The sequence below is a fragment of the Verrucosispora sioxanthis genome (assembly GCF_010560025.1).
GTDB lineage: Bacteria > Actinomycetota > Actinomycetes > Mycobacteriales > Micromonosporaceae > Micromonospora > Micromonospora palythoicola.
In genome coordinates this window covers 332,615-349,581 of record NZ_SAIY01000001.1, presented here as the reverse complement: position 1 = coordinate 349,581, position 16,967 = coordinate 332,615, and the positions used below count along the sequence as shown (strand labels likewise).

The following is a 16,967-nucleotide window of genomic DNA, read 5'->3' as shown; positions in this document are numbered from 1 at the left end:
CGTGCTCAGCGTTCCTCCAACCGCTTCTGCCGGACGTCGGCGTTGAGCGCGCGCAGCGTCGGCTGCCCGTCCAGCCAGTCGGCGAGCTTGGCCAACGGCACGCTGACGTCACCGAAGTGGTCGGCCACCGCGCGGACCAGCTCCCAGTCCCGGTCGGTGTCGAGGGTGAGGCGCAGCTGCGAACGGTCCGGGGTGAGGGTCACGCCGAGCACCCGGAACACCTCCGGATGCGCGTACGCGTACGAGGTCACGTGTACCCGGTGGTGGTCGGTGGCGAGCCGATCGACGGTACGCAGCGCGTCCGCCCGGATGATCTCGACGTCCAGCCCCCGGGGGAGGGTACGGGCGATCGACGTGCTGGCGTAGTCCAGTCCCGGCACGGCGCGGTACACCGAGGCGACCAGGCTGACGATCTCCGGGTCCAGCAGCGGACAGTCGGCGGTGAACCGCATGACCGCGTCGGCGGGATGGGCGTCCAGGGCGCCGACGAAGCGGGTCAGCACGTTGTCCACGGGGCCCCGGTGCCAGGCGATGCCGAGCCGTTCGCATTCGGCGACGACCGCGTCGTCACCGACGTCGCTGCTGGTCGCCACCACCAGGTCGGCCAGTACGCCGCTGTCCTGCGCGGCCCGGACCACCCGGCCGAGCACGCTGCGTCCGGCCAGCGGACGCAGCACCTTGCCGGGCAGCCGGGACGACCCCATCCGCGCCTGCACGATGCCGACGATCCGGTCCGTCATTTCTGTTCTCCCTGCTTCGCGGCGATGGCCGTGCGGGCACGGCGTTTGGCGGCGCGGGCGCCGCGCTTGGCCATCCGGGCCGGGGTCAAGGCCAGCCGCCCGACCTTGTAGCTCAGCGAACCGCTCATCAGGTTGATCTTCGCTTCGGCCCGACGCAGCGCGCGTTCGCGCGAGGTGAGCAGGTTCTCGGTCCACGTGAGCAGCGCGGTCAGCCGGGTGTTCTCCTCCCGCTGGCGCAGCCACGCCTCGCGCAGCTGCTGGTAGCTGCGCGGGCCGGGCGGCGGGTCGGTCGGGCTGACCTCGGCCTCCGCAGCCGTCGCGCCCTTCGCCATCGCGGCCTCGACGGCGGCCCGGTCGACGTCGCGTCCGGCGACCCCACCGAGCAGCACGGTCAGCCCCGTCACGTCGAGCGTGGAGGTCCACGGGTGGGCGTACCCGCCGGTGAGCAGGTCGGCGGCGAAGCGCCACAGCGTCCGGACCAGCACCACGTCGACCGGCAACGGGGCGTCGGCGCGCCAGCCCCGGTCGAGCACTCCCCAGCGGTCACCGTCGACGACCAGGCTGTCCGCCCCGGCCAGGGCCACCGCCCCGGCGAGCCGTCCCTGCTCGGCCTGGCCGTCGAGCCAGTCGGCGTACCCACGGAGCAGCCGGCGCAGCAGTGCGGTGTCGCGCCGCAGGCATCCGTCGAGCAGCAGGCTGCGCAGCAGACGCCCGTCGGGCACCGGTCCGTCGGGGGCGGCCGGGTCACGGTGGGCCGGCTCACGACCGGCGTTCGGTGCGTCGGCCGACGGGGCGGGCACGGTGACGCCGGACTGGTGCCAGTGCCAGCCCGGTGGCCCGTCCCGTACCTCGACCACGGTGCCGCCCGCCGTCGCGTCGGCGAAGAAGGCCACCGGCAGCCGGTCGGGCCCGCCGACCCCGGGCGGCGGATCCTCCGGCCGGTCGAGGCGCGGCGGTGGGTCGCCGGAGTAGTCGTCGGTGCCGCCCGACCCGGTGGCCGGCCGGCGCGCGAGCACCAGCCAGGACGGGGCCAGGTCGGCGGCGCGACCGGCGTGCAGGGCGTCCACGGCCAGCCGGGCCGGGTCGGCGAGGACGAACCGGCCGGTGTATCCGTCGGTGCAGGCGGCGTGCAGCACCGCGTCGAACAGTCCGCTGGTGGTGTGCCGGGCCAGCTCGTCGGCGGCCAGCAGCGCGGTGGTCAGGTCGGGACGGGGATACCCGGCGTAGCAGGTGCCGACGCGCATCCCGGCGACGGTCAGCCGTTCGTGTACCTGCGCCAGATTGGCGGGGCGGGCGGCGTCGAGCACGCCACCGACGGTCCACTCGGCGTCGCCCCGGCCGGCGTACCAGCTCTCCGCGGCGGTTAGCCGGTGCACGCCGAGCGGGTTGTCCAGCCGTAGCAGCAGGTCACCGCCGGGGCGGACGGCCGCCACCAGGCGGGCCAGCAGCTCGTCCCAGCCGAGCCGTTCACCCTCGACCGACTCGATCGCGTCCAGCCCGGCACCGGCGATCACCACGTCGTACTCCTCGCCAGCGGGCAGGCCCCGCAGGCCGGACACCAGGACCCGGTCCACCCGTCCGGCGACCGCTGTCGCGTCCGGGTAGCCGCGCAGCAGGCAGGTGAGCCGGGTGTGGGCCAGCGCGTCGAGCACCGCCGGACCGTGCGGTCCGGCCAGCAGCACCCGGGCGCCGGCCGGCACCAGGCGGGCGGCCAACGCGGCGAGAGGGCCGTCGTCGGCCGGGTCCGTCCGGTCGGACCAGGCGAGCATCTCGCCGCCGGGCAGCGTCACCGCCGAAGCCGTCTCGGTTGTCACGTCGTCTCCTCCTGCGGGTACGACCACCCCAGCAGCTCCCGCAGCGCGGCGGGCGGGTGGTGGTGGTCGGTGCCCAGTTCGGCGTGCGCGATCTCGACGGCGGTCGGCAGGTGCACCTGCTCGCCGTGCAGCTGCGGCCACTGCCGGCGGATCCGGGCGGTGCCGCCGAAGGTCGGGTCCTCGTCGGCCAGCACCATCGGGTCGCCGTACACCGCCGGCTCGCAACCGGCCGCGATGCCGTAGAAGATGGCGCTGGTCAGCCGGTTGGAGGCGACCCGGCGGTGCCGGCGCAGCTCGGCGAGCTGGCGGTCCAGGAACTGTGGGTCGGTGTCGGACCACCAGTGTCCCCGGTAGCCGTGGCAGATCACCCGGAAGCCGGCGTTCTCGTAGAGCCGGCGTACCCGCCGCATCCGGTGTTCGTGCCAGTACAGGCAGACGGTCACCGGGCCGGGTTCGGTGTCCCGGATGCGGGCGATCAGTTTCTTGTGGTCACCCTTGACGTGCTGGCCCTCCCAGCCGTGGAACGGGTACCAGATGGTGCCCTCCCGGTGCGGCGCGGATTCCTCCTCCGGCCGCATGGCCAGCAGGTAGACGAACGGTGCCCCGATCACCGTGACGTTGCGCCGCCCGACCGACCAGGCCCGCCGCCGGGTCTGCTCCGACCAGAGCAGACTCGGCGTGCGCTCGGCGTACGGGTGCCCGGGGGCGAGGCCGTCGCCGATGTTCCAGCCGTGCTGGACGTACCCGTTGATCCGGGGTGGATGGCCGTCACCCAGCCCGGCGTAGCGGGCCAGCACGTGGGCGTGACCGTAGAAGTGGTTGGCGTGGTGCATCGGGCTTTCCTTCAGGCGGCGGACCGGAGCGAGGTGCCGCGCAGGGCCGCAGCCAATGCGTCGATGACGCGCTCCTGGTCGGCGTCGCGTAGTCCAGGGTAGAGCGGCAGCGACAACTGCTGGGCGTAGAAGGCCTCCGCCACGGGGCAACTGCCGCGCCGGTAGCCGAGATCGGCGAAGGCCGGGTGCCAGTGCGCGGGGATGTAGTTGACCTGTACGCCGATGCCGGCGGCGCGCATCCGTTCGTAGATCTCGCGGCGGCGGCCGTCGAGCACCCGAATCGGGTACAGGTGCCAGGCCGGTGCCGCCCAGTCGCGCCGGCCGGGGACGAGCACGCCGGGCAGTTCCGCGAGCGCCTCGTCGTAGCGGGCCACCAGTTCGGCGCGACGGGCCAGGAAGGCGTCGAGGCGGCGCAACTGGCTACGGCCGAGCGCGCACAACACGTCCGGCAGTCGGTAGTTCAGGCCGAACTCGTGCACCTCCTGGTGCCAGCCACCCTCGTCCGGCCAGCGCAGCTCGTCGGGTTCCCGGACCAGCCCGATGTTGCGGAACCGGCGGGCCCGGGTGAGCAACCGCGCATCGGTGGTGGCGACCGCGCCGCCCTCGGCGGTGGTCAGGTTCTTGGTCGGGAAGAACGAGAACGTGGTCAGATCGGCAAGCGATCCCACCGGCCGGCCCCGGTAGGTGGCACCGATCGAGTGGGCCGCGTCGGCGAGCAGCAGCGCGTCGCTGCCGTCGAGCGCGGCACGCAGCGCGTCGTAGTCGGCCGGGTGACCGGCGTAGTCCACCGCGGCGACGACCTTCGTCCGCTCGGTGGTCGCCGCGGCCACCGCCGCCGGGTCCAGGGTGAACGTCTCCTCCTCCACGTCGGCGAAGACGACCCGGGCACCCAGGGCGACCGCGCTGCTGGCGGTGGCCACGAACGTCATCGGCGGCACGATCACCTCGTCGCCGGGGCCGACACCGGCCGCCGCGTACGCCACGTGTAGCGCGGCGGTGCCGTTGGAGACCGTCGCCACCCCGGCGCCACCGGCCCACGCAGAGATGTCCGCCTCGAAGGCGGTCACCTCCGGGCCGGTGGTGAGCCAGTCGCTGCGCAGGGCGGCGACCACGGCGGCCACGTCGTCGTCGGTGACCGACTGGCGTCCGTACGGAAGAAAAGACGAACTCATGCCGCGATGCCGAGCATCTCACGCAGCTGGGGCACGGTGAGCCACTCGTCGTTGGTGTCCGACTGGTACGCGAAGCCGTCCGCCACCTGCTCGCAGCCGACGGGCGGCTGGTAGCCCCAGGTGGCGATGGTCGGCTGCACGATGAACCGGTCCTTGGCGATCAGCGTCCGCCGGCTGTCGTCCGGGGCGATCATCTCCTCGTGCAGCTTCTCGCCGGGCCGGATGCCGATCTCATGGGTGGTGGCGTCCGGGGCGACCGCCTCGACCAGGTCGAGGATGCGCATGCTGGGGATGCGGGGGACGAACAGCTCGCCGCCCTGCATCTGGTCGAACGAGTCGATGACGAACTGCACGGCCTGGTCCAGGGTGATCCAGAAGCGGGTCATCCGCTTGTCCGTGATCGGCAGGCTCTTGCCCTCGGCGGCGAGCCGACGGAACAGCGGAACCACCGAGCCCCGGCTGCCGACCACGTTGCCGTAGCGCACCACCGCGAAGCGGGTCGGGTGCTGTGCCGCGTAGTGGTTGGCGGAGATGAACAGCTTGTCGCCGACCAGCTTGGTCGCGCCGTACAGGTTGATCGGGCTGGACGCCTTGTCGGTGGAGAGGGCCACCACCTTCTGCACACCGGCCTCGATCGCCGCGTCGACGACGTGCTGCGAACCGGTGATGTTGGTGGCGATGAACTCCGACGGGTTGTACTCCGCGGTGTCGACCTGCTTGAGGGCGGCGGCGTGCACGACGTAGTCCACGCCGTGCATGGCCCGGGTCAGCCGGTGCCGGTCGCGGATGTCGCCGATGAACCAGCGCAGCCGATGGTCGTCGCCGAGCTGCTGACGTAGCTCGTACTGCTTGAGTTCGTCACGGGAGAAGACCACCACCCGGGCCGGATCGGTATCGGCGAGGAGGTGCCGCAGGAAGGTCCTGCCGAAGGAACCCGTTCCCCCGGTGACGAGGATGGACGATCCGTTCAGCTCGCTCAACTTGGTGCTCCCGTGTGTGTCGGATTCGCGGTCGGCCTGGGCCGGCCGGGTGGGAACGCTAGACGCGGCGGGTTAACGGGCCCGAGCCCTGCGGTTAACCACGTGCCGTGCGGCGGTGAATGGCCGGCACCCGGTTGGCGAACACCTGCCGTCGTCGCGGCGTGCCCGCCGACCTGCGTCGACCGGGCCGTTAGCGTCTCGACCCGACCGGGAACCGTGGCGCGTTCGGACGGCGGCTGCCGGCCCGGCCGTGTCGTGGGAGGAAACAATGACCGTCGAAGCCGAGACGATCCGGGCCGAGGACCCGGACGGGCCGGTGGACCGGCGGGCAGCGGCCTGGCCCGACCGTCGCCGCTGGTTGCTGCCCCTGCTGCTGGTCGGCGGCTGGCTGCTGGCGACCGCGTGGCGGATCTGGTTGGCCCGCCACGCCAGCATGCCGTTCGCGCACACCGACGAGGACAGCTACCTCAACACCGCACGCGCCCTGGCCGGCGGTCCCGGGGGGTTCAGCAGTGAGAACGAGACCCTGCGCCGGATCGGCTACCCGCTGCTGATCGCGCCGGCCTTCCTGCTGGACCGGGAGTTCCTCGACACCTACCTGCTGGTACGGGTGATCAACGCGGCGCTGAACGCGACGGTCCTGCCGTTGGCGTACCTGCTCGGTCGCCGGCTGTTGGGGCTGCGATCCGGTCCGGCGCTGGCGGCGGCGGTCGGCGCGGCGACCTTGCCGGCGGTGGCCTTCCACGCCACGGTGGCGATGACCGACGCGGTGCTCGGGCCGCTGCTGCTGGCCTGGCTGCTCGCCGTGCACCGGCTGGTCGACCGACCCGGGCCGGTCGCCGCGGCGGTGTGCGGTGCCCTGGCCGGCGCGGCCCACCTGGTGCACTCGCGCGGCGTGGTGGTCGTCGCCGGATCCGCGCTGCTGGCCCTGGCACTTCTCGTCCGCCGTCGGCTGGGCCCGGTGCCGCTGCTGGCGGCGGTGCTGCCGGTGGCGGTCGCGGCGCTGGGCAACGAGGCGGGAGTACGACTGCTCGGCGACACGGTGCACCTGCTCGGCAACCCGGCCAGTGGCAACGCCGTACGGGCGCTCACCTCGGTCCGCGGCCTGTCGCAGGTGCTGGCGTCGGTCGGTACGCAGCTGTGGTACCTGACGGTGGTCACCTTCGGGCTGGCCGGGCTGGCCGGTGCCGAGGCGGTGACCAGGGTGTGTCGCCGGGGCGGTGACGCCGCCAGGTGGACGCTCGGGATGGCCCTGCTGACCACTGTGGGCGTCGCCGTCGGCGCGGAGGTCGTCCTGGCCGGTGTGCCGGACCGGGTACCGGACGCCATCTACGCCCGCTACGTGCAGGTGTTCGCCCCGTTCTGGCTGCTGGTCGGCGTCGGGCTGCTGTTCGGCGCGGCGTACCGTCCGCTGCTGCGCCGGGTCGGGGTCACCGTGCTGCTGCTGGTGGTGGGCGGGACACTGATCCGGCTTCGCCTGGACCACGCCGAGGCCCGGGGCGCGCGGCTGCGCTGGGGTGGGTTCAGCGCGCCGGACCTGATGGCCCTGACCGACGGGTGGCGACAGATGCGTCCCCTGGTCGGCTCCGCGATCGGGGTCGCCGGTTGCCTGCTGCTGGTGCTCGTGCTGGCGATCCGCCGGCCGGCCGCGCGCACCGGCCTGCTGGCGGTCGTGCTCGCCGCGCTGGTCGTGGTCAACGTGGCGACCATGCAGGTGATCACGCAGCGGTTGATCCGCCCGCTGGCGGCGGCCGGCACACCCGTGCCCAGCGTGACCGGGCTGGGGTCCGCGCACCGGAGCGGGTCGCCGCCTCCATCGGCGTGCCCTACCAGCTCCGGTTCAACCTCAGCCACCAGGTCACCTGGACCGAGGTGCCGTGGTTCCGGGACCGGCCGCCGGCCGAGGCGGAGGTGGTCTTCGCCCGCTGGGCGCCCGGCGAGCCCGGCGACTGGGACGGCGCGCGGTACGGCTTCGTCCGGCTGGGCGGCGACCCGCAGCGGCAGTGGGCCGCGTGGCGGCGTCGGTGACAATCCCGCAGTAACGGCCAACGCAACCCGTCGGCCACGTGAACAATGCGTGGACGGAATGCCAAGAATCAGCGAACGCGGCGGTTGGCGCGCTCCAGGGAAATGGGGATGACGGTGATTTCCCGGCCGTCGTGCGTCTCCTGACGACCGGGCCCCTCGACAAAACGGAAGCGACGGTTCATCTGGCGCACCGCCGTGTTGTGGGCGAGCACCTCGCCGTCGAGCCGGTCCAGGGCCAGCACGTCGAAGGCGTGGTCGACCGCCTCCCGCATCACCTCCAGCCAGGCCGGCAGCGTGTCACCCCGCTCGGCCAGCCCCTCGGCGTCCAGGTAGAAGCCCCAACCGCCGGTACGCGGGCCGGACATCCGCAGGTCGAAGTAGCTGACCGCGCCGCTGGGTACGCCGTCGCGCAGGTAGGTCAGCACCCGGCGGGTGGGGTCCTGACGGACCGCCGACCACCACCGTCGGTGCTCCTCGACGGTGATGACGTGACTGGTCTTGCTGACCTGTCGGTTGATTTCCTGATTACGCCAGGACAACATCAGGTTAACGTCGTCCTCGGTGGCGTCACGCAACACGTACCGCTCGCTTTCCGCTCCGTTTACCTGGTCACCGGGCACCCTAATCACGATTCACCTGGCTGTACACTCCGCCGCATGAAGGAATTGAGTCGGGCGCAGATTCGCGACCTCATGGGCGAGGTTCTCAAGAACCAGGGCAAGGCGTTGCCCGCCGACGACGCCGCCGATCTGCGCGAGGTCGGTTTCCGGTCGCTGGACTTCTCCGAGTTGGCGCTGCGCGTCGAGGACGCCACGGGGGAGGAGTTGAACTTCGACGCTCCCGGGCTGCGCCGGATCGCCACCGTCGGCGACGTGCTGGACTTCCTCGTCGAGTTGCAGCGGCAGTGAGCGTCGAGACCGCCGCGCCGGCCCCCGTCCATCCGGCGGGGGCGGACAACCGGATCGTCGTCGACGGTGCCACGCTGACCTGGCGTGACCTGCCGGAGCTGACTCTGCCGGAGCCCGTCGCCGCGCTGGCCCACTCGGCCCGGTACGCGCTCGCCGCCGCCCGGCACCACGCCGTGCACGGCACCGAGCTGCTGCTCAGCACCGCAAGCCGGGTCGACGCGGCGATGCGCGCGGAACTGCGCGACGCCGGGTTCGCGGTCACCGAGCTGGACGCCCCGACGGCCGGGGACGCGACGGCGCCCGCGGCGCGGGCCGCCGAGCCCGGTCGGCTGTGGCTGCTGACCTCCGGCTCCACCGGTCGTCCCAAGCGGGTGGGGCACACCCTCGAATCGCTCACCACCGTGCGGGGGCAGCAGCCGGCGCGGACCTGGCTCTGCCCGTACGCCCCCGGCACGTACGCCTGGTGGCAGGTGGTCACGCTGTCGCTGACCCAGCCGGGGCAGCACCTGGTGGTGGTGGAACCGGACCAGCTCGACGACTGGCCGGCACTGGCGGCCGAGCACGGTGTGGACGCCGCCTCCGGCACCCCCACCTTCTGGCGGCGGGCCCTGCACCGCGACCCGGCCGGGCTGGCCCGGGTGCCGCTGCGTCAGCTGACCCTCGGCGGCGAACCGGTCGACCAGACCATCCTGGACCGGTTGCGGGAGGTGTTCCCGGCGGCCCGGATCTCCTGGATCTACGCCTCCTCCGAGGTCGGCGCGGCCATCGTGGTGCACGACGGGCGGGCCGGGTTTCCGGTGGACTGGCTGGACCGGGCAGCTCCGGGCCGTCCCACGATCGGGGTGCGTGACGGGGAGCTGGTGATCACCTCGCCGTACCACGGCGCCGGGCTGGACGGTCCGGTTCGCACCGGGGACCGGGCGCAGGTGAGCGGTGACCGGGTGCTGATCACCGGTCGGCTCGACGCTGACGAGATCAACGTCGGTGGCAGCAAGGTCTCCGCCGGTGTGGTCCGTGACGTGCTGACCGCGCATCCGCAGGTGGCCTGGGCCCGGGTCACCGGTCGGCGTGCCCCGCTGCTCGGCCACATGGTCGTGGCCGAGGTGGTACCGACCGCAGGCGCCAAGTTGGACGAGGCGACGTTGGTGCGCTGGTGCGCCGACCAGCTGCCCGAGTACGCGGTCCCGCGGCGGATCCGTGTGCTGACCGAAATTCCCGTCAAGGAGACCCTGAAGAGCGATGTCTGACCCCACCACCCTCGCCCGGCCCGTACCGCCCAGCTCCGTGGTGCTGGTTTCGGGCGGATCCCGCGGCCTCGGCCTCGCCATCGTCACCGACCTGCTCGATTCGGGCCTGAAGGTAGCGGCCTTCGCCCGTACCGTCACACCCGAGTTGGCCAAGCTCGCCGACGCCCACCCCGAGCGGACCCACGTCGGCTCGGTCGACGTGACCGACCTCGCCGCCGCGCAGGCGTTCGTCCGGTCGGCCGAGGAGCGGCTCGGTCCGATCGACGGCCTGGTGAACAACGCGGCCGTCGGGCAGGACTCGCTGCACGTACACACCGCCACCGCCGACATCGCCCGGATCATCGAGACCAACCTGACCGCACCGTTGCAGCTCACCCGGCTGGTCGTGCGGCGGATGCTGGCCCAGGGGCGGCGTGGGCGGATCGTCAACATCACCTCGATCTGCGCGCAGCGCGGCTTCCCGGGTCTGGTGGCGTACTCCGCCACCAAGGGCGGGATGGACGCGGCGACCCGCTCGCTGGCCCGGGAACTGGGCGGGCGGGTACTGGTCAACGCGGTGGCGCCGGGCTTCTTCGCCTCGGAGATGTCGGCGGTGCTCGGCCAGACCCAGCTCGACCAGATCGTGCGCCGTACGCCGACCGGTCAGCTGACCGAGCCGGAGGAGGTGGTGCCGGTGGTGCGGCTGCTGCTGCGCGACCAGACGAACATCAACGGCCAGGTCATCGTGGTCGACGGTGCCGCCTCGATCTGATCCGCCGCACCCGTTGTCCCGCACCTACGAAGGTGCGGGACAACAGGTCTCCGCCCTGCTCGCCGCCGCGCCACGACACCTGCGGGTGGCGGCGGTGGCCGACTCCGGTGCCGCCGTCACCCGCAGCCATCTCGGCGACGGACGTTGTGTCGGCTGGTACGCCCCGCCGGTGCCCGGCTGGCGGGTCGCGATCGACGCCGAGCGGGCCGCCGCTGCGCTACCCCCCGCGCTGGCCCGCCGGTTCGGGTCCACCGACTTCTGGGGCCGGTGGACCCGCGTCGAGTGTCTGGCCAAGCTCGCCGACGTGCCGGTGGCCACCTGGTGGCACCGGCACGGCCTGGAGGTGCCGCCCGGCACCGCCTGGCTGTGGCGCACCCTGCCGCTGGACGACCTGGTCGTCACCGTCGCCTTCACCCCCGCCACCCCCATCGAGCGGGAGTCGGGCACTTTCCCGGATATTGCGGTGTCCGGCGCCGGTTGAGACCGCACCATCAGGGAAGTCGTGCGGGCTCCGGCGTCTCCGGGCGCGAGCTGGTGCTGCGCAGGCTCCAGGCGATGGACACCGCGATCGTCGCCACGATGACGCCCAGGGTGACCGGGATGGGCAGCTTGCCGACCGGGGTCTCGGACAGGATGAGCTTGACCCCGGCGAAGGCCAGCAGCACCGCCAGGCCGTAGTGCAGGTGCACGAAGCGGCGGAGCAGGCCGGCGAGGCAGAAGTACAGGCTGCGCAACCCGAGGATCGCGAACGCGTTCGCGGTCCACACGATGAACGTGCTGGTGGTGATGGCGAGGATCGCCGCGACCGAGTCGACCGCGAAGATCAGATCGGTGGTCTCGACCGCGATCAGGACCACGAACAGCAGGGTCGCGACCCTCCTGCCGTTGATCCTCGTGAAGAACCGGTCGCCGTGGTACGCCGGATCGGTCGGCACGAGACGGCGTACCAGGCGCACCACCGGGTTGCGGTCCGGCGGGGTCTGCTCGCCGTGTTGGAACGCCATCTTGTAGGCGGTCACGATGAGGAACGCACCGAACAGGTACGCGGTCCAGAAGAACGTCTCCAGCAGTTCCGCGCCGACGAAGATGAACACGAACCGGAACACCAGCGCACCGATGACGCCCCAGAACAGGACCTTGTGCTGGTACGCGGCGGGAACCGCGAAGTAGGTGAAGATCATCGCGAAGACGAACACGTTGTCGATGGACAGCGCCTTCTCGATCAGATAGCCGGCGAAGTAGGTGCCGGCCACGTCACCGCCCTGCCACGCCCACAGGACCACCCCGAACAGCAGGCCGGCGGCGATCCAGATGCCCGACCAGGTCGCGGCCTCGCGGAAGCCGATGACGTGGTTGTCACGGTGCAGGAACAGGTCGATCGCCAGCATCACGGCGATCGCCAGCATCAGCAGGGCCCAGACCCACCAGGAGACAGACACCGGAAAGACCTCTCGTCCGGCCGGACGCGGCGTCCGGCGTCGCGGGACGAAGGTCTCCCCGGCCACCGGTGTGGTGGCCGCGCCACCGGGGCCCGGATGGGCCGGGCCCGTACTGACGGTGGCGCGCAGTGCGTCGGGTACTCCCCCTCGAACTACGCACCATTATTCACGAAGCATGCTTCGTGCGTCAAGGCCGCTCCGGCTCGTCCGGCCGGGCCACCCCGATCGGTGGTCCGTCGCGGGTGACCCCGAGCACCGACCAGCCGCGCAGCGCCGCGAGGAACGGCAGTGACCGGGAGAGCACCTCGTCGACGAACCTGTCGCCGTCCGGTGGCCGATCGAACCGGGGCCCCAAATCGTCCACCAGCCGCGCGTGCACGCGGCGGAGAACCTCGTCGGGATGCGCGTCGGCCGCCGCCGGATCGCTGGCCGCCGGCAGCAGATGACGGCCCAGGTAACGGCTGGCGATGGTGTCCTGAAGGCGCAGCAGGGCGTACGCCAGTTCCTCCGCCCGGGGGCGCAGGCCGCGCCAGGGATCGCACCTGGCGGCCAGCAGGGCCGCGACGGTGACCGCGGCGATCTGCTCCAGGGCGGGCTCGATGTCGTAGTCCCGGCGGCGGGGCCGGTAGGTGAGGGCGACAAGCGGATACCGACGGACGGTGTCGTCGACCTCCCGCAGGCTCGCCGCCCAGGCCGTACACCGCTCGCGGGCCACGTCGACCCCCTCGTCGGTCAGGCTCCGGGCGAGCAGGCCCACCCCGTCGGTGCCGCGAACCTGGTCGTGAATGGTGAGCGCGAACCGGTTGCGGACCGTCAGCCCGGTGATCAGCTCGATGAGATAGGTGGCCAGCGCGGCGAAGAAGCCGAAACCGAGGGCGGCGGCGGTCACGGCGAACAGCTTCTGCGGCCCGGTGTCCGGGGTGAGGTCGCCGAAGCCGAGCACGGTCAGCAGCCCGGTGGCGTAGTAGAGGGCGTCGACGAAACCGGCCGGCCCGTAACCGGCGACCCGGTGGTAGCCGTCCAGGTTCGGCCAGACGACGAGTGCGACCCCGAGCACCAGCGGCCCGAGCCAGGCGAGGAACGTGCCGGTGACCAGGACCGGCCCGGCCCAGACCAGCGGCGTGCGGCGCGGCGTGCGGCGTCGGCCGGCGGTCAGCGACGAGGCGCGCCAGACCAGCCGCCGGACCGTACGGGCGATCGGTCCCTCCGCGTCCGGATGCAGCACGGTGAGCCAGACGTCGACCACCACCACGGCGATCAGTGCCAGGCCCGCCGTCACCGCTACCAAGGTCATACGCAGAGGTATACCCGTCCGCCGGTGATCGTCACGACGCGCCCCGGCACCGTCAGATGAGGTCCCAGCTCAGTGCGGTGCCACGGGCCACGTCGGCGGTGAACCGGCGGCCCAGCACCCGATCGATCTCGACCGGGGGGAGCCCACCGGCCGGTCGGATCGAGCGGACGTTGTGCACCGTCACCTCGTCTCCGGCCCGCACGTCCGCCACCACGTACAGCGAGCGCCGGAAGCGCAGGCCCTCCTGCTCGGCGGGGGTCGGCCCGACCGCCGTGCCGCCCAGTGCCGCGTACGCCCGCTCCGACTCGACCACCAGGGCGGCCAACTCGGTCGGGTTGAGGGAGAAGTCGGAGTCCACCCCGCCGTCGGCGCGGTCCAGCGTGACGTGCTTCTCGATGAAGCAGGCGCCGAGCGCCACCGAGGCGACCGGCACCCCGATGCCGGGGGTGTGGTCGGACAGGCCCACCGGCACGCCGAACGCGTCGGCCAGCACCGGGATGCGGCGCAGGTTGCTGTCGGCCGGCGGTGCCGGGTAGGAGGCGGTGCAGGCCAGCAGGATGATCCCACCCGCACCGCCGTCGCGGGCGGTGCGCACGGCGGCGTCGATCTCGGCAAGCGTGGCCATGCCGGTCGAGATGACCATCGGCTTGCCGGTGGCCGCCACCAGCCGGATCAGCGGCAGGTCGACCAGCTCCGACGAGGCGATCTTGTACGCCGGGGCGTCCAGCTCCTCCAGCAGCTCCACCGCGGAGGCGTCGAACGGGGAGGAGAAGACGGTCAGCCCCAGGGCGCGGGCCCGCTCGAAGATCGGCCGGTGCCACTCGTACGGGGTGTGCGCCTTCTCGTAGAGCCGGTACAGGTTCTGCCCACCCCACAGCTCGTGCCCGCCGGAGATGCGGAAGTCCGGCGTGTCCACGTCGATGGTGATGGTGTCCGGCCGGTACGTCTGGAGCTTCAGCGCGTGCGCACCGCTGGCCGCCACCGCGTCCACGATGGACAATGCCCGGTCCAGGTCGCCGTTGTGGTTGCCGGACATCTCGGCGACCACGAAGGGGCGCTCCCCGGTGCCGACCAGATGCGATCCGATCTTGAACGTCATTCCGATCCGTTTCCGTGCGTGTTCACCAACGTGCGATCTCGGGCCGGGCCGTCCGCTGCCGGGCCCGTCCCGGCCGTCGCGGGATCCCCACCGGTGCCGCCCCGCAACCGGCCGGCGAGCCGGTGGGCTCGCCGCAGCGCCGCGTACGCCAGGTAGCTGTCGCGGCCGACCAGCCGGTGCTTGAGCCCCGACACCCCGCCCGGTCGGGGGTAGCCGCCACTGGGCAGGTACCTGCGGTAGTGCGCGGCGACCCGGCGGAAGAAGTCCCGGCGCAGGTGTGGATGCAGCCGGTCGTCGTTGCCCACCACCACCAGGAAGTGGTTCACCATCAGGTCGAACAGTTCGGCGTGCCAGCGTCCGTCGGGATGCCGGTGGCGCAGCCAGGCGAAGAGGCGGTCGTACTGCTCGAAGGAGTCGAAGTGCCGGCCGCTGCGCGTCGAGGTGATCGCGCCCTGGCGGCCCTGGCGGTACAGGTAACAGACCCGGTCCAGCACGCTGATGCGCTCCGCGCCGACCAGCAGCGGGTGACTGAACGGAATGTCCTCGTACCAGCCGGGGTGGAAGCGCAGCCCCAGCTCAGCCATGAACTCCCGGCGTACCACCTTGTTCCAGGCCGTGTGCTGCACCCGCAGCAGTTGCGGTCGGTCGGCCAGCCGCACCACGCCGGGGGTTGCGCGCAGCAGTCGGCTGCTGGCGTCCACCTCCTCGCGTCCGCATTCGTGCACCCGCAGGTGGTCGACCATCATCACGTCGGGGCGGTCCACCCGCAGCCGGTCCAGCACCGCCGGAATCGTGCCGGCCGGCAGCCAGTCGTCGCTGTCGACGAACCAGACGTACCGGCCGGTGGCGACGTCCAGGCCCGCGTTGCGGGCCGGCCCGAGGCCGACGTTGCGCGCCAGGTGCAGCACGCGCAGCCCGGGATGCTCGGCGGCGTACTCGCGCAGCAGGTCACCGCACCGGTCCGGTGAGGCGTCGTCGACGGCGACCACCTCGACCTGCGCCACCTCGTCGGCGGGAATGTCGGCGTGGATCGAGTCCAGGCACTGGCGCAGGTACGCCTCGACGCCGTAAACCGGCACGACGATGCTCAGCAGCGGCGTTGGCGTCGGCTGTGTGACCACCCGGAAACAATTGGCCACCCGGGTGGACAGACCTGGAACCTGACGTGACCGGCGACGGTTCAGTAATTGAACAGCCGGCCGGCATCAGGTTAACGGCTGAGGATGCGGCGTACCGGTGCCGGAACGGCCTTCTTGATCCGGGTGCGGAACCGGTCCGGACGCTGCTGCTGGAGCTGCTCGCGGTGCTCGACGTCCCGGTCGTAGAGCCACTGGATCCGGTGCAGCAGCACCTCCGGTGAGGTCGCCAGCGCCGGCCGGACCGCCGGTGGGAAGGTCGTCGCGCGGACCTGGGCGTCGAACGCCGCCGGGCTGTCCCCGTGGGCGAAGGCGTTGCCCAGATCGTGCTTGGCGAGGAAGGAGAGCATCGTGGCGAAGCGCGCCTTGTGCCCGTTGATCATCCCGGAGTAGTCGGCCTCGTCGTACAACTGGGCGGCGTCGACGTCCTTGGGCACGTCCCGCATGACCCGGTGCGGGATCTCGAAGTACCGGGCCAGTTCCAGGGTGCGTGAGTCGTGGGCGAACAGGTAGCCGGGCGTGCCGGCCAGCAACGAGACGATCGTGCCGTGGATGCGGGTGCCGAAGTTGAAGTCGAAGCCGGTGAGGTAGTCGATCCAGGTCCACGGGTCGACGAACATCCGCACCTTGTCCTCGGTGAACAGCGGATGCGAGGTGTGCAGCGGGATCGCGCTGGTCTTGCCCCGGTCCTCTGGCGCGTCGCCGTAGAGCAGCGTGCCCAGGGTCTTCAGGTCCTGCGGGATGTAGCGCAGGTTGGGGTAGCGCTGCTGGTGCGACTGGATGATCTTCGCCATCGCCTTCACGTACGGCGAGACGGTCAACGCGATCCGGTCGTCGGTGCCGAGCGTGGCCTTGCGCTTCTCCACCGGCAGGGTGTCCCCGTGCAGGAACATCGACGGGCAGCCGATCTCCTCGACGGCGGAGAAACCGAGCGTACGCAGGTAGCTCGCGGTGATCTCGCCGCGTACCCCGATGCTGTGCGAGCGGTCGAGCACCGCGCGGCAGAACCGGCTGACCGACTCGTCGATCGGTCGCAGGTACTCCCGGTCACCGTCGACGTTCGTCTGCACGCCCACGCCGAGCACCACGACCGGGATCTTCAGCCGCTCGATGAGGTTCGTCATCGCGTCGACCCGGTGCGCGTAGCTGCGGCGGAACGCGTTGGCCAGCGGCACCACGAAGACGTCGTACTTCTCGTTGATCCGGTCCGCGGCACGCGGGTTGACCACGAACCGGTTGGACGTGATCTCGACGCCGGGCGCGCCCAGCAGCTTGTGTGCGGCGTGGCTGAACACCAGGTTGCCGACGTTGTCACCGATCAGGTTCCGGTCGAACGTCTCCTCCGGGGAGTTGACCTCGAAGGGCTCCTTGCGGGCTCGCATCAGGATCCGCTGGTGCATCGCTGGCTCTGCCTCTCGTCGGTGCGTCCGCCCACGCCCGCGGGTCGCCAGGTGACGGGGTGGTGTACCTCTCGGGTCTCGGAATAGTAGGCCACGAGGCCGGCAGATGACACATGCGGCGGTTGC

Annotated in this window: 16 protein-coding genes; 5 read left to right on the top strand and 11 right to left on the bottom strand. The window is 71.9% G+C overall.

All coding sequences use genetic code 11. The annotated features are described in order from the left end of the window. Positions 1–5: 5 nt before the first annotated feature. From ENC19_RS01635 to pseB, 5 genes are read right to left on the bottom strand one after another with little or no spacing between them, the layout of a single operon-like run. Positions 6–740 carry a cytidylyltransferase domain-containing protein gene (locus ENC19_RS01635; protein WP_164445371.1) on the bottom strand — a complete coding sequence of 245 codons (735 nt, stop codon included), beginning with the start codon at positions 738–740 and terminating at the stop codon, positions 6–8. Continuing rightward, a complete protein-coding gene (locus ENC19_RS01630; RefSeq protein WP_164445370.1) occupies positions 737–2,554 on the bottom strand; it encodes a class I SAM-dependent methyltransferase in 1,818 nt (605 codons plus the stop codon). Before ENC19_RS01630 ends, ENC19_RS01635 begins: the two co-directional genes overlap by 4 nt. Then, complete coding sequence (locus ENC19_RS01625; protein WP_164445369.1) at positions 2,551–3,387, bottom strand: hypothetical protein; 837 nt, start codon at positions 3,385–3,387, stop codon at positions 2,551–2,553. Before ENC19_RS01625 ends, ENC19_RS01630 begins: the two co-directional genes overlap by 4 nt. A gap of 11 nt (positions 3,388–3,398) precedes the next feature. Beyond that, a complete protein-coding gene (locus tag ENC19_RS01620) occupies positions 3,399–4,559 on the bottom strand; it encodes a DegT/DnrJ/EryC1/StrS family aminotransferase (RefSeq protein ID WP_164445368.1) in 1,161 nt (386 codons plus the stop codon). Next, entirely contained in the window at positions 4,556–5,539 is a 984-nt protein-coding gene (pseB, locus tag ENC19_RS01615; protein WP_164445367.1) for a UDP-N-acetylglucosamine 4,6-dehydratase (inverting), read from the bottom strand. Before pseB ends, ENC19_RS01620 begins: the two co-directional genes overlap by 4 nt. A 268-nt stretch (positions 5,540–5,807) precedes the next feature. Here pseB and ENC19_RS01610 point away from each other — a divergent pair, with 268 nt between their 5' ends. Next, the gene (locus tag ENC19_RS01610; RefSeq protein ID WP_164445366.1) at positions 5,808–7,679 is read left to right on the top strand and encodes a glycosyltransferase family 39 protein; all 1,872 of its coding nucleotides are present in this window, start codon (positions 5,808–5,810) and stop codon (positions 7,677–7,679) included. On the opposite strand, the gene ENC19_RS01605 is transcribed toward ENC19_RS01610, so the two are convergent. Beyond that, a complete protein-coding gene (locus ENC19_RS01605) occupies positions 7,636–8,196 on the bottom strand; it encodes a GNAT family N-acetyltransferase (RefSeq protein ID WP_309246126.1) in 561 nt (186 codons plus the stop codon). The two genes, ENC19_RS01610 and ENC19_RS01605, sit on opposite strands and share 44 nt — an antisense overlap. A gap of 27 nt (positions 8,197–8,223) precedes the next feature. On the opposite strand from ENC19_RS01605, the gene ENC19_RS01600 reads away from it, so the two are divergent. From ENC19_RS01600 to ENC19_RS01585, 4 genes are read left to right on the top strand one after another with little or no spacing between them, the layout of a single operon-like run. Next, entirely contained in the window at positions 8,224–8,475 is a 252-nt protein-coding gene (locus ENC19_RS01600) for an acyl carrier protein (RefSeq protein ID WP_093403117.1), read from the top strand. Beyond that, positions 8,472–9,722: an AMP-binding protein gene (locus tag ENC19_RS01595; protein WP_164445365.1), complete on the top strand. Its 1,251-nt coding sequence runs from the start codon at positions 8,472–8,474 to the stop codon at positions 9,720–9,722. The genes ENC19_RS01600 and ENC19_RS01595 overlap by 4 nt, the downstream gene beginning before the upstream one ends. Further along, positions 9,715–10,473, top strand: coding sequence for an SDR family NAD(P)-dependent oxidoreductase (locus tag ENC19_RS01590; protein ID WP_164445364.1), 759 nt, complete (start codon positions 9,715–9,717; stop codon positions 10,471–10,473). Before ENC19_RS01595 ends, ENC19_RS01590 begins: the two co-directional genes overlap by 8 nt. Next, positions 10,457–10,954: a hypothetical protein gene (locus ENC19_RS01585; protein ID WP_328824130.1), complete on the top strand. Its 498-nt coding sequence runs from the start codon at positions 10,457–10,459 to the stop codon at positions 10,952–10,954. Before ENC19_RS01590 ends, ENC19_RS01585 begins: the two co-directional genes overlap by 17 nt. Positions 10,955–10,964: 10 nt before the next feature. Here the strand turns inward: ENC19_RS01585 and ENC19_RS01580 are convergent, their stop codons facing one another. From ENC19_RS01580 to ENC19_RS01560, 5 genes are all read right to left on the bottom strand, one after another. Continuing rightward, positions 10,965–11,912, bottom strand: coding sequence for a TerC family protein (locus ENC19_RS01580; RefSeq protein WP_164445363.1), 948 nt, complete (start codon positions 11,910–11,912; stop codon positions 10,965–10,967). A gap of 187 nt (positions 11,913–12,099) precedes the next feature. After that, a complete protein-coding gene (locus ENC19_RS01575) occupies positions 12,100–13,206 on the bottom strand; it encodes a potassium channel family protein (protein ID WP_164445362.1) in 1,107 nt (368 codons plus the stop codon). Positions 13,207–13,258: 52 nt separating this feature from the next. Continuing rightward, the gene (gene pseI / locus ENC19_RS01570) at positions 13,259–14,311 is read right to left on the bottom strand and encodes a pseudaminic acid synthase (RefSeq protein ID WP_216592629.1); all 1,053 of its coding nucleotides are present in this window, start codon (positions 14,309–14,311) and stop codon (positions 13,259–13,261) included. After that, entirely contained in the window at positions 14,302–15,426 is a 1,125-nt protein-coding gene (locus tag ENC19_RS01565; RefSeq protein WP_164445360.1) for a glycosyltransferase family 2 protein, read from the bottom strand. The genes pseI and ENC19_RS01565 overlap by 10 nt, the downstream gene beginning before the upstream one ends. A gap of 89 nt (positions 15,427–15,515) precedes the next feature. Continuing rightward, entirely contained in the window at positions 15,516–16,841 is a 1,326-nt protein-coding gene (locus ENC19_RS01560; protein WP_164445359.1) for a polysaccharide pyruvyl transferase family protein, read from the bottom strand. Positions 16,842–16,967: the final 126 nt, after the last annotated feature.

Excerpts from the sequence above, each read along its gene's own strand:
- ENC19_RS01625 (WP_164445369.1), bottom strand. The coding sequence starts at position 3,387 with ATGCACCACGCCAACCACTTCTACGGTCACGCCCACGTGCTGGCCCGC.
- ENC19_RS01610 (WP_164445366.1), top strand. The coding sequence starts at position 5,808 with ATGACCGTCGAAGCCGAGACGATCCGGGCCGAGGACCCGGACGGGCCG.
- ENC19_RS01620 (WP_164445368.1), bottom strand. The coding sequence starts at position 4,559 with ATGAGTTCGTCTTTTCTTCCGTACGGACGCCAGTCGGTCACCGACGAC.
- ENC19_RS01590 (WP_164445364.1), top strand. The coding sequence starts at position 9,715 with ATGTCTGACCCCACCACCCTCGCCCGGCCCGTACCGCCCAGCTCCGTG.
- ENC19_RS01575 (WP_164445362.1), bottom strand. The coding sequence starts at position 13,206 with ATGACCTTGGTAGCGGTGACGGCGGGCCTGGCACTGATCGCCGTGGTG.
- ENC19_RS01560 (WP_164445359.1), bottom strand. The coding sequence starts at position 16,841 with ATGCACCAGCGGATCCTGATGCGAGCCCGCAAGGAGCCCTTCGAGGTC.
- ENC19_RS01600 (WP_093403117.1), top strand. The coding sequence starts at position 8,224 with ATGAAGGAATTGAGTCGGGCGCAGATTCGCGACCTCATGGGCGAGGTT.
- ENC19_RS01635 (WP_164445371.1), bottom strand. The coding sequence starts at position 740 with ATGACGGACCGGATCGTCGGCATCGTGCAGGCGCGGATGGGGTCGTCC.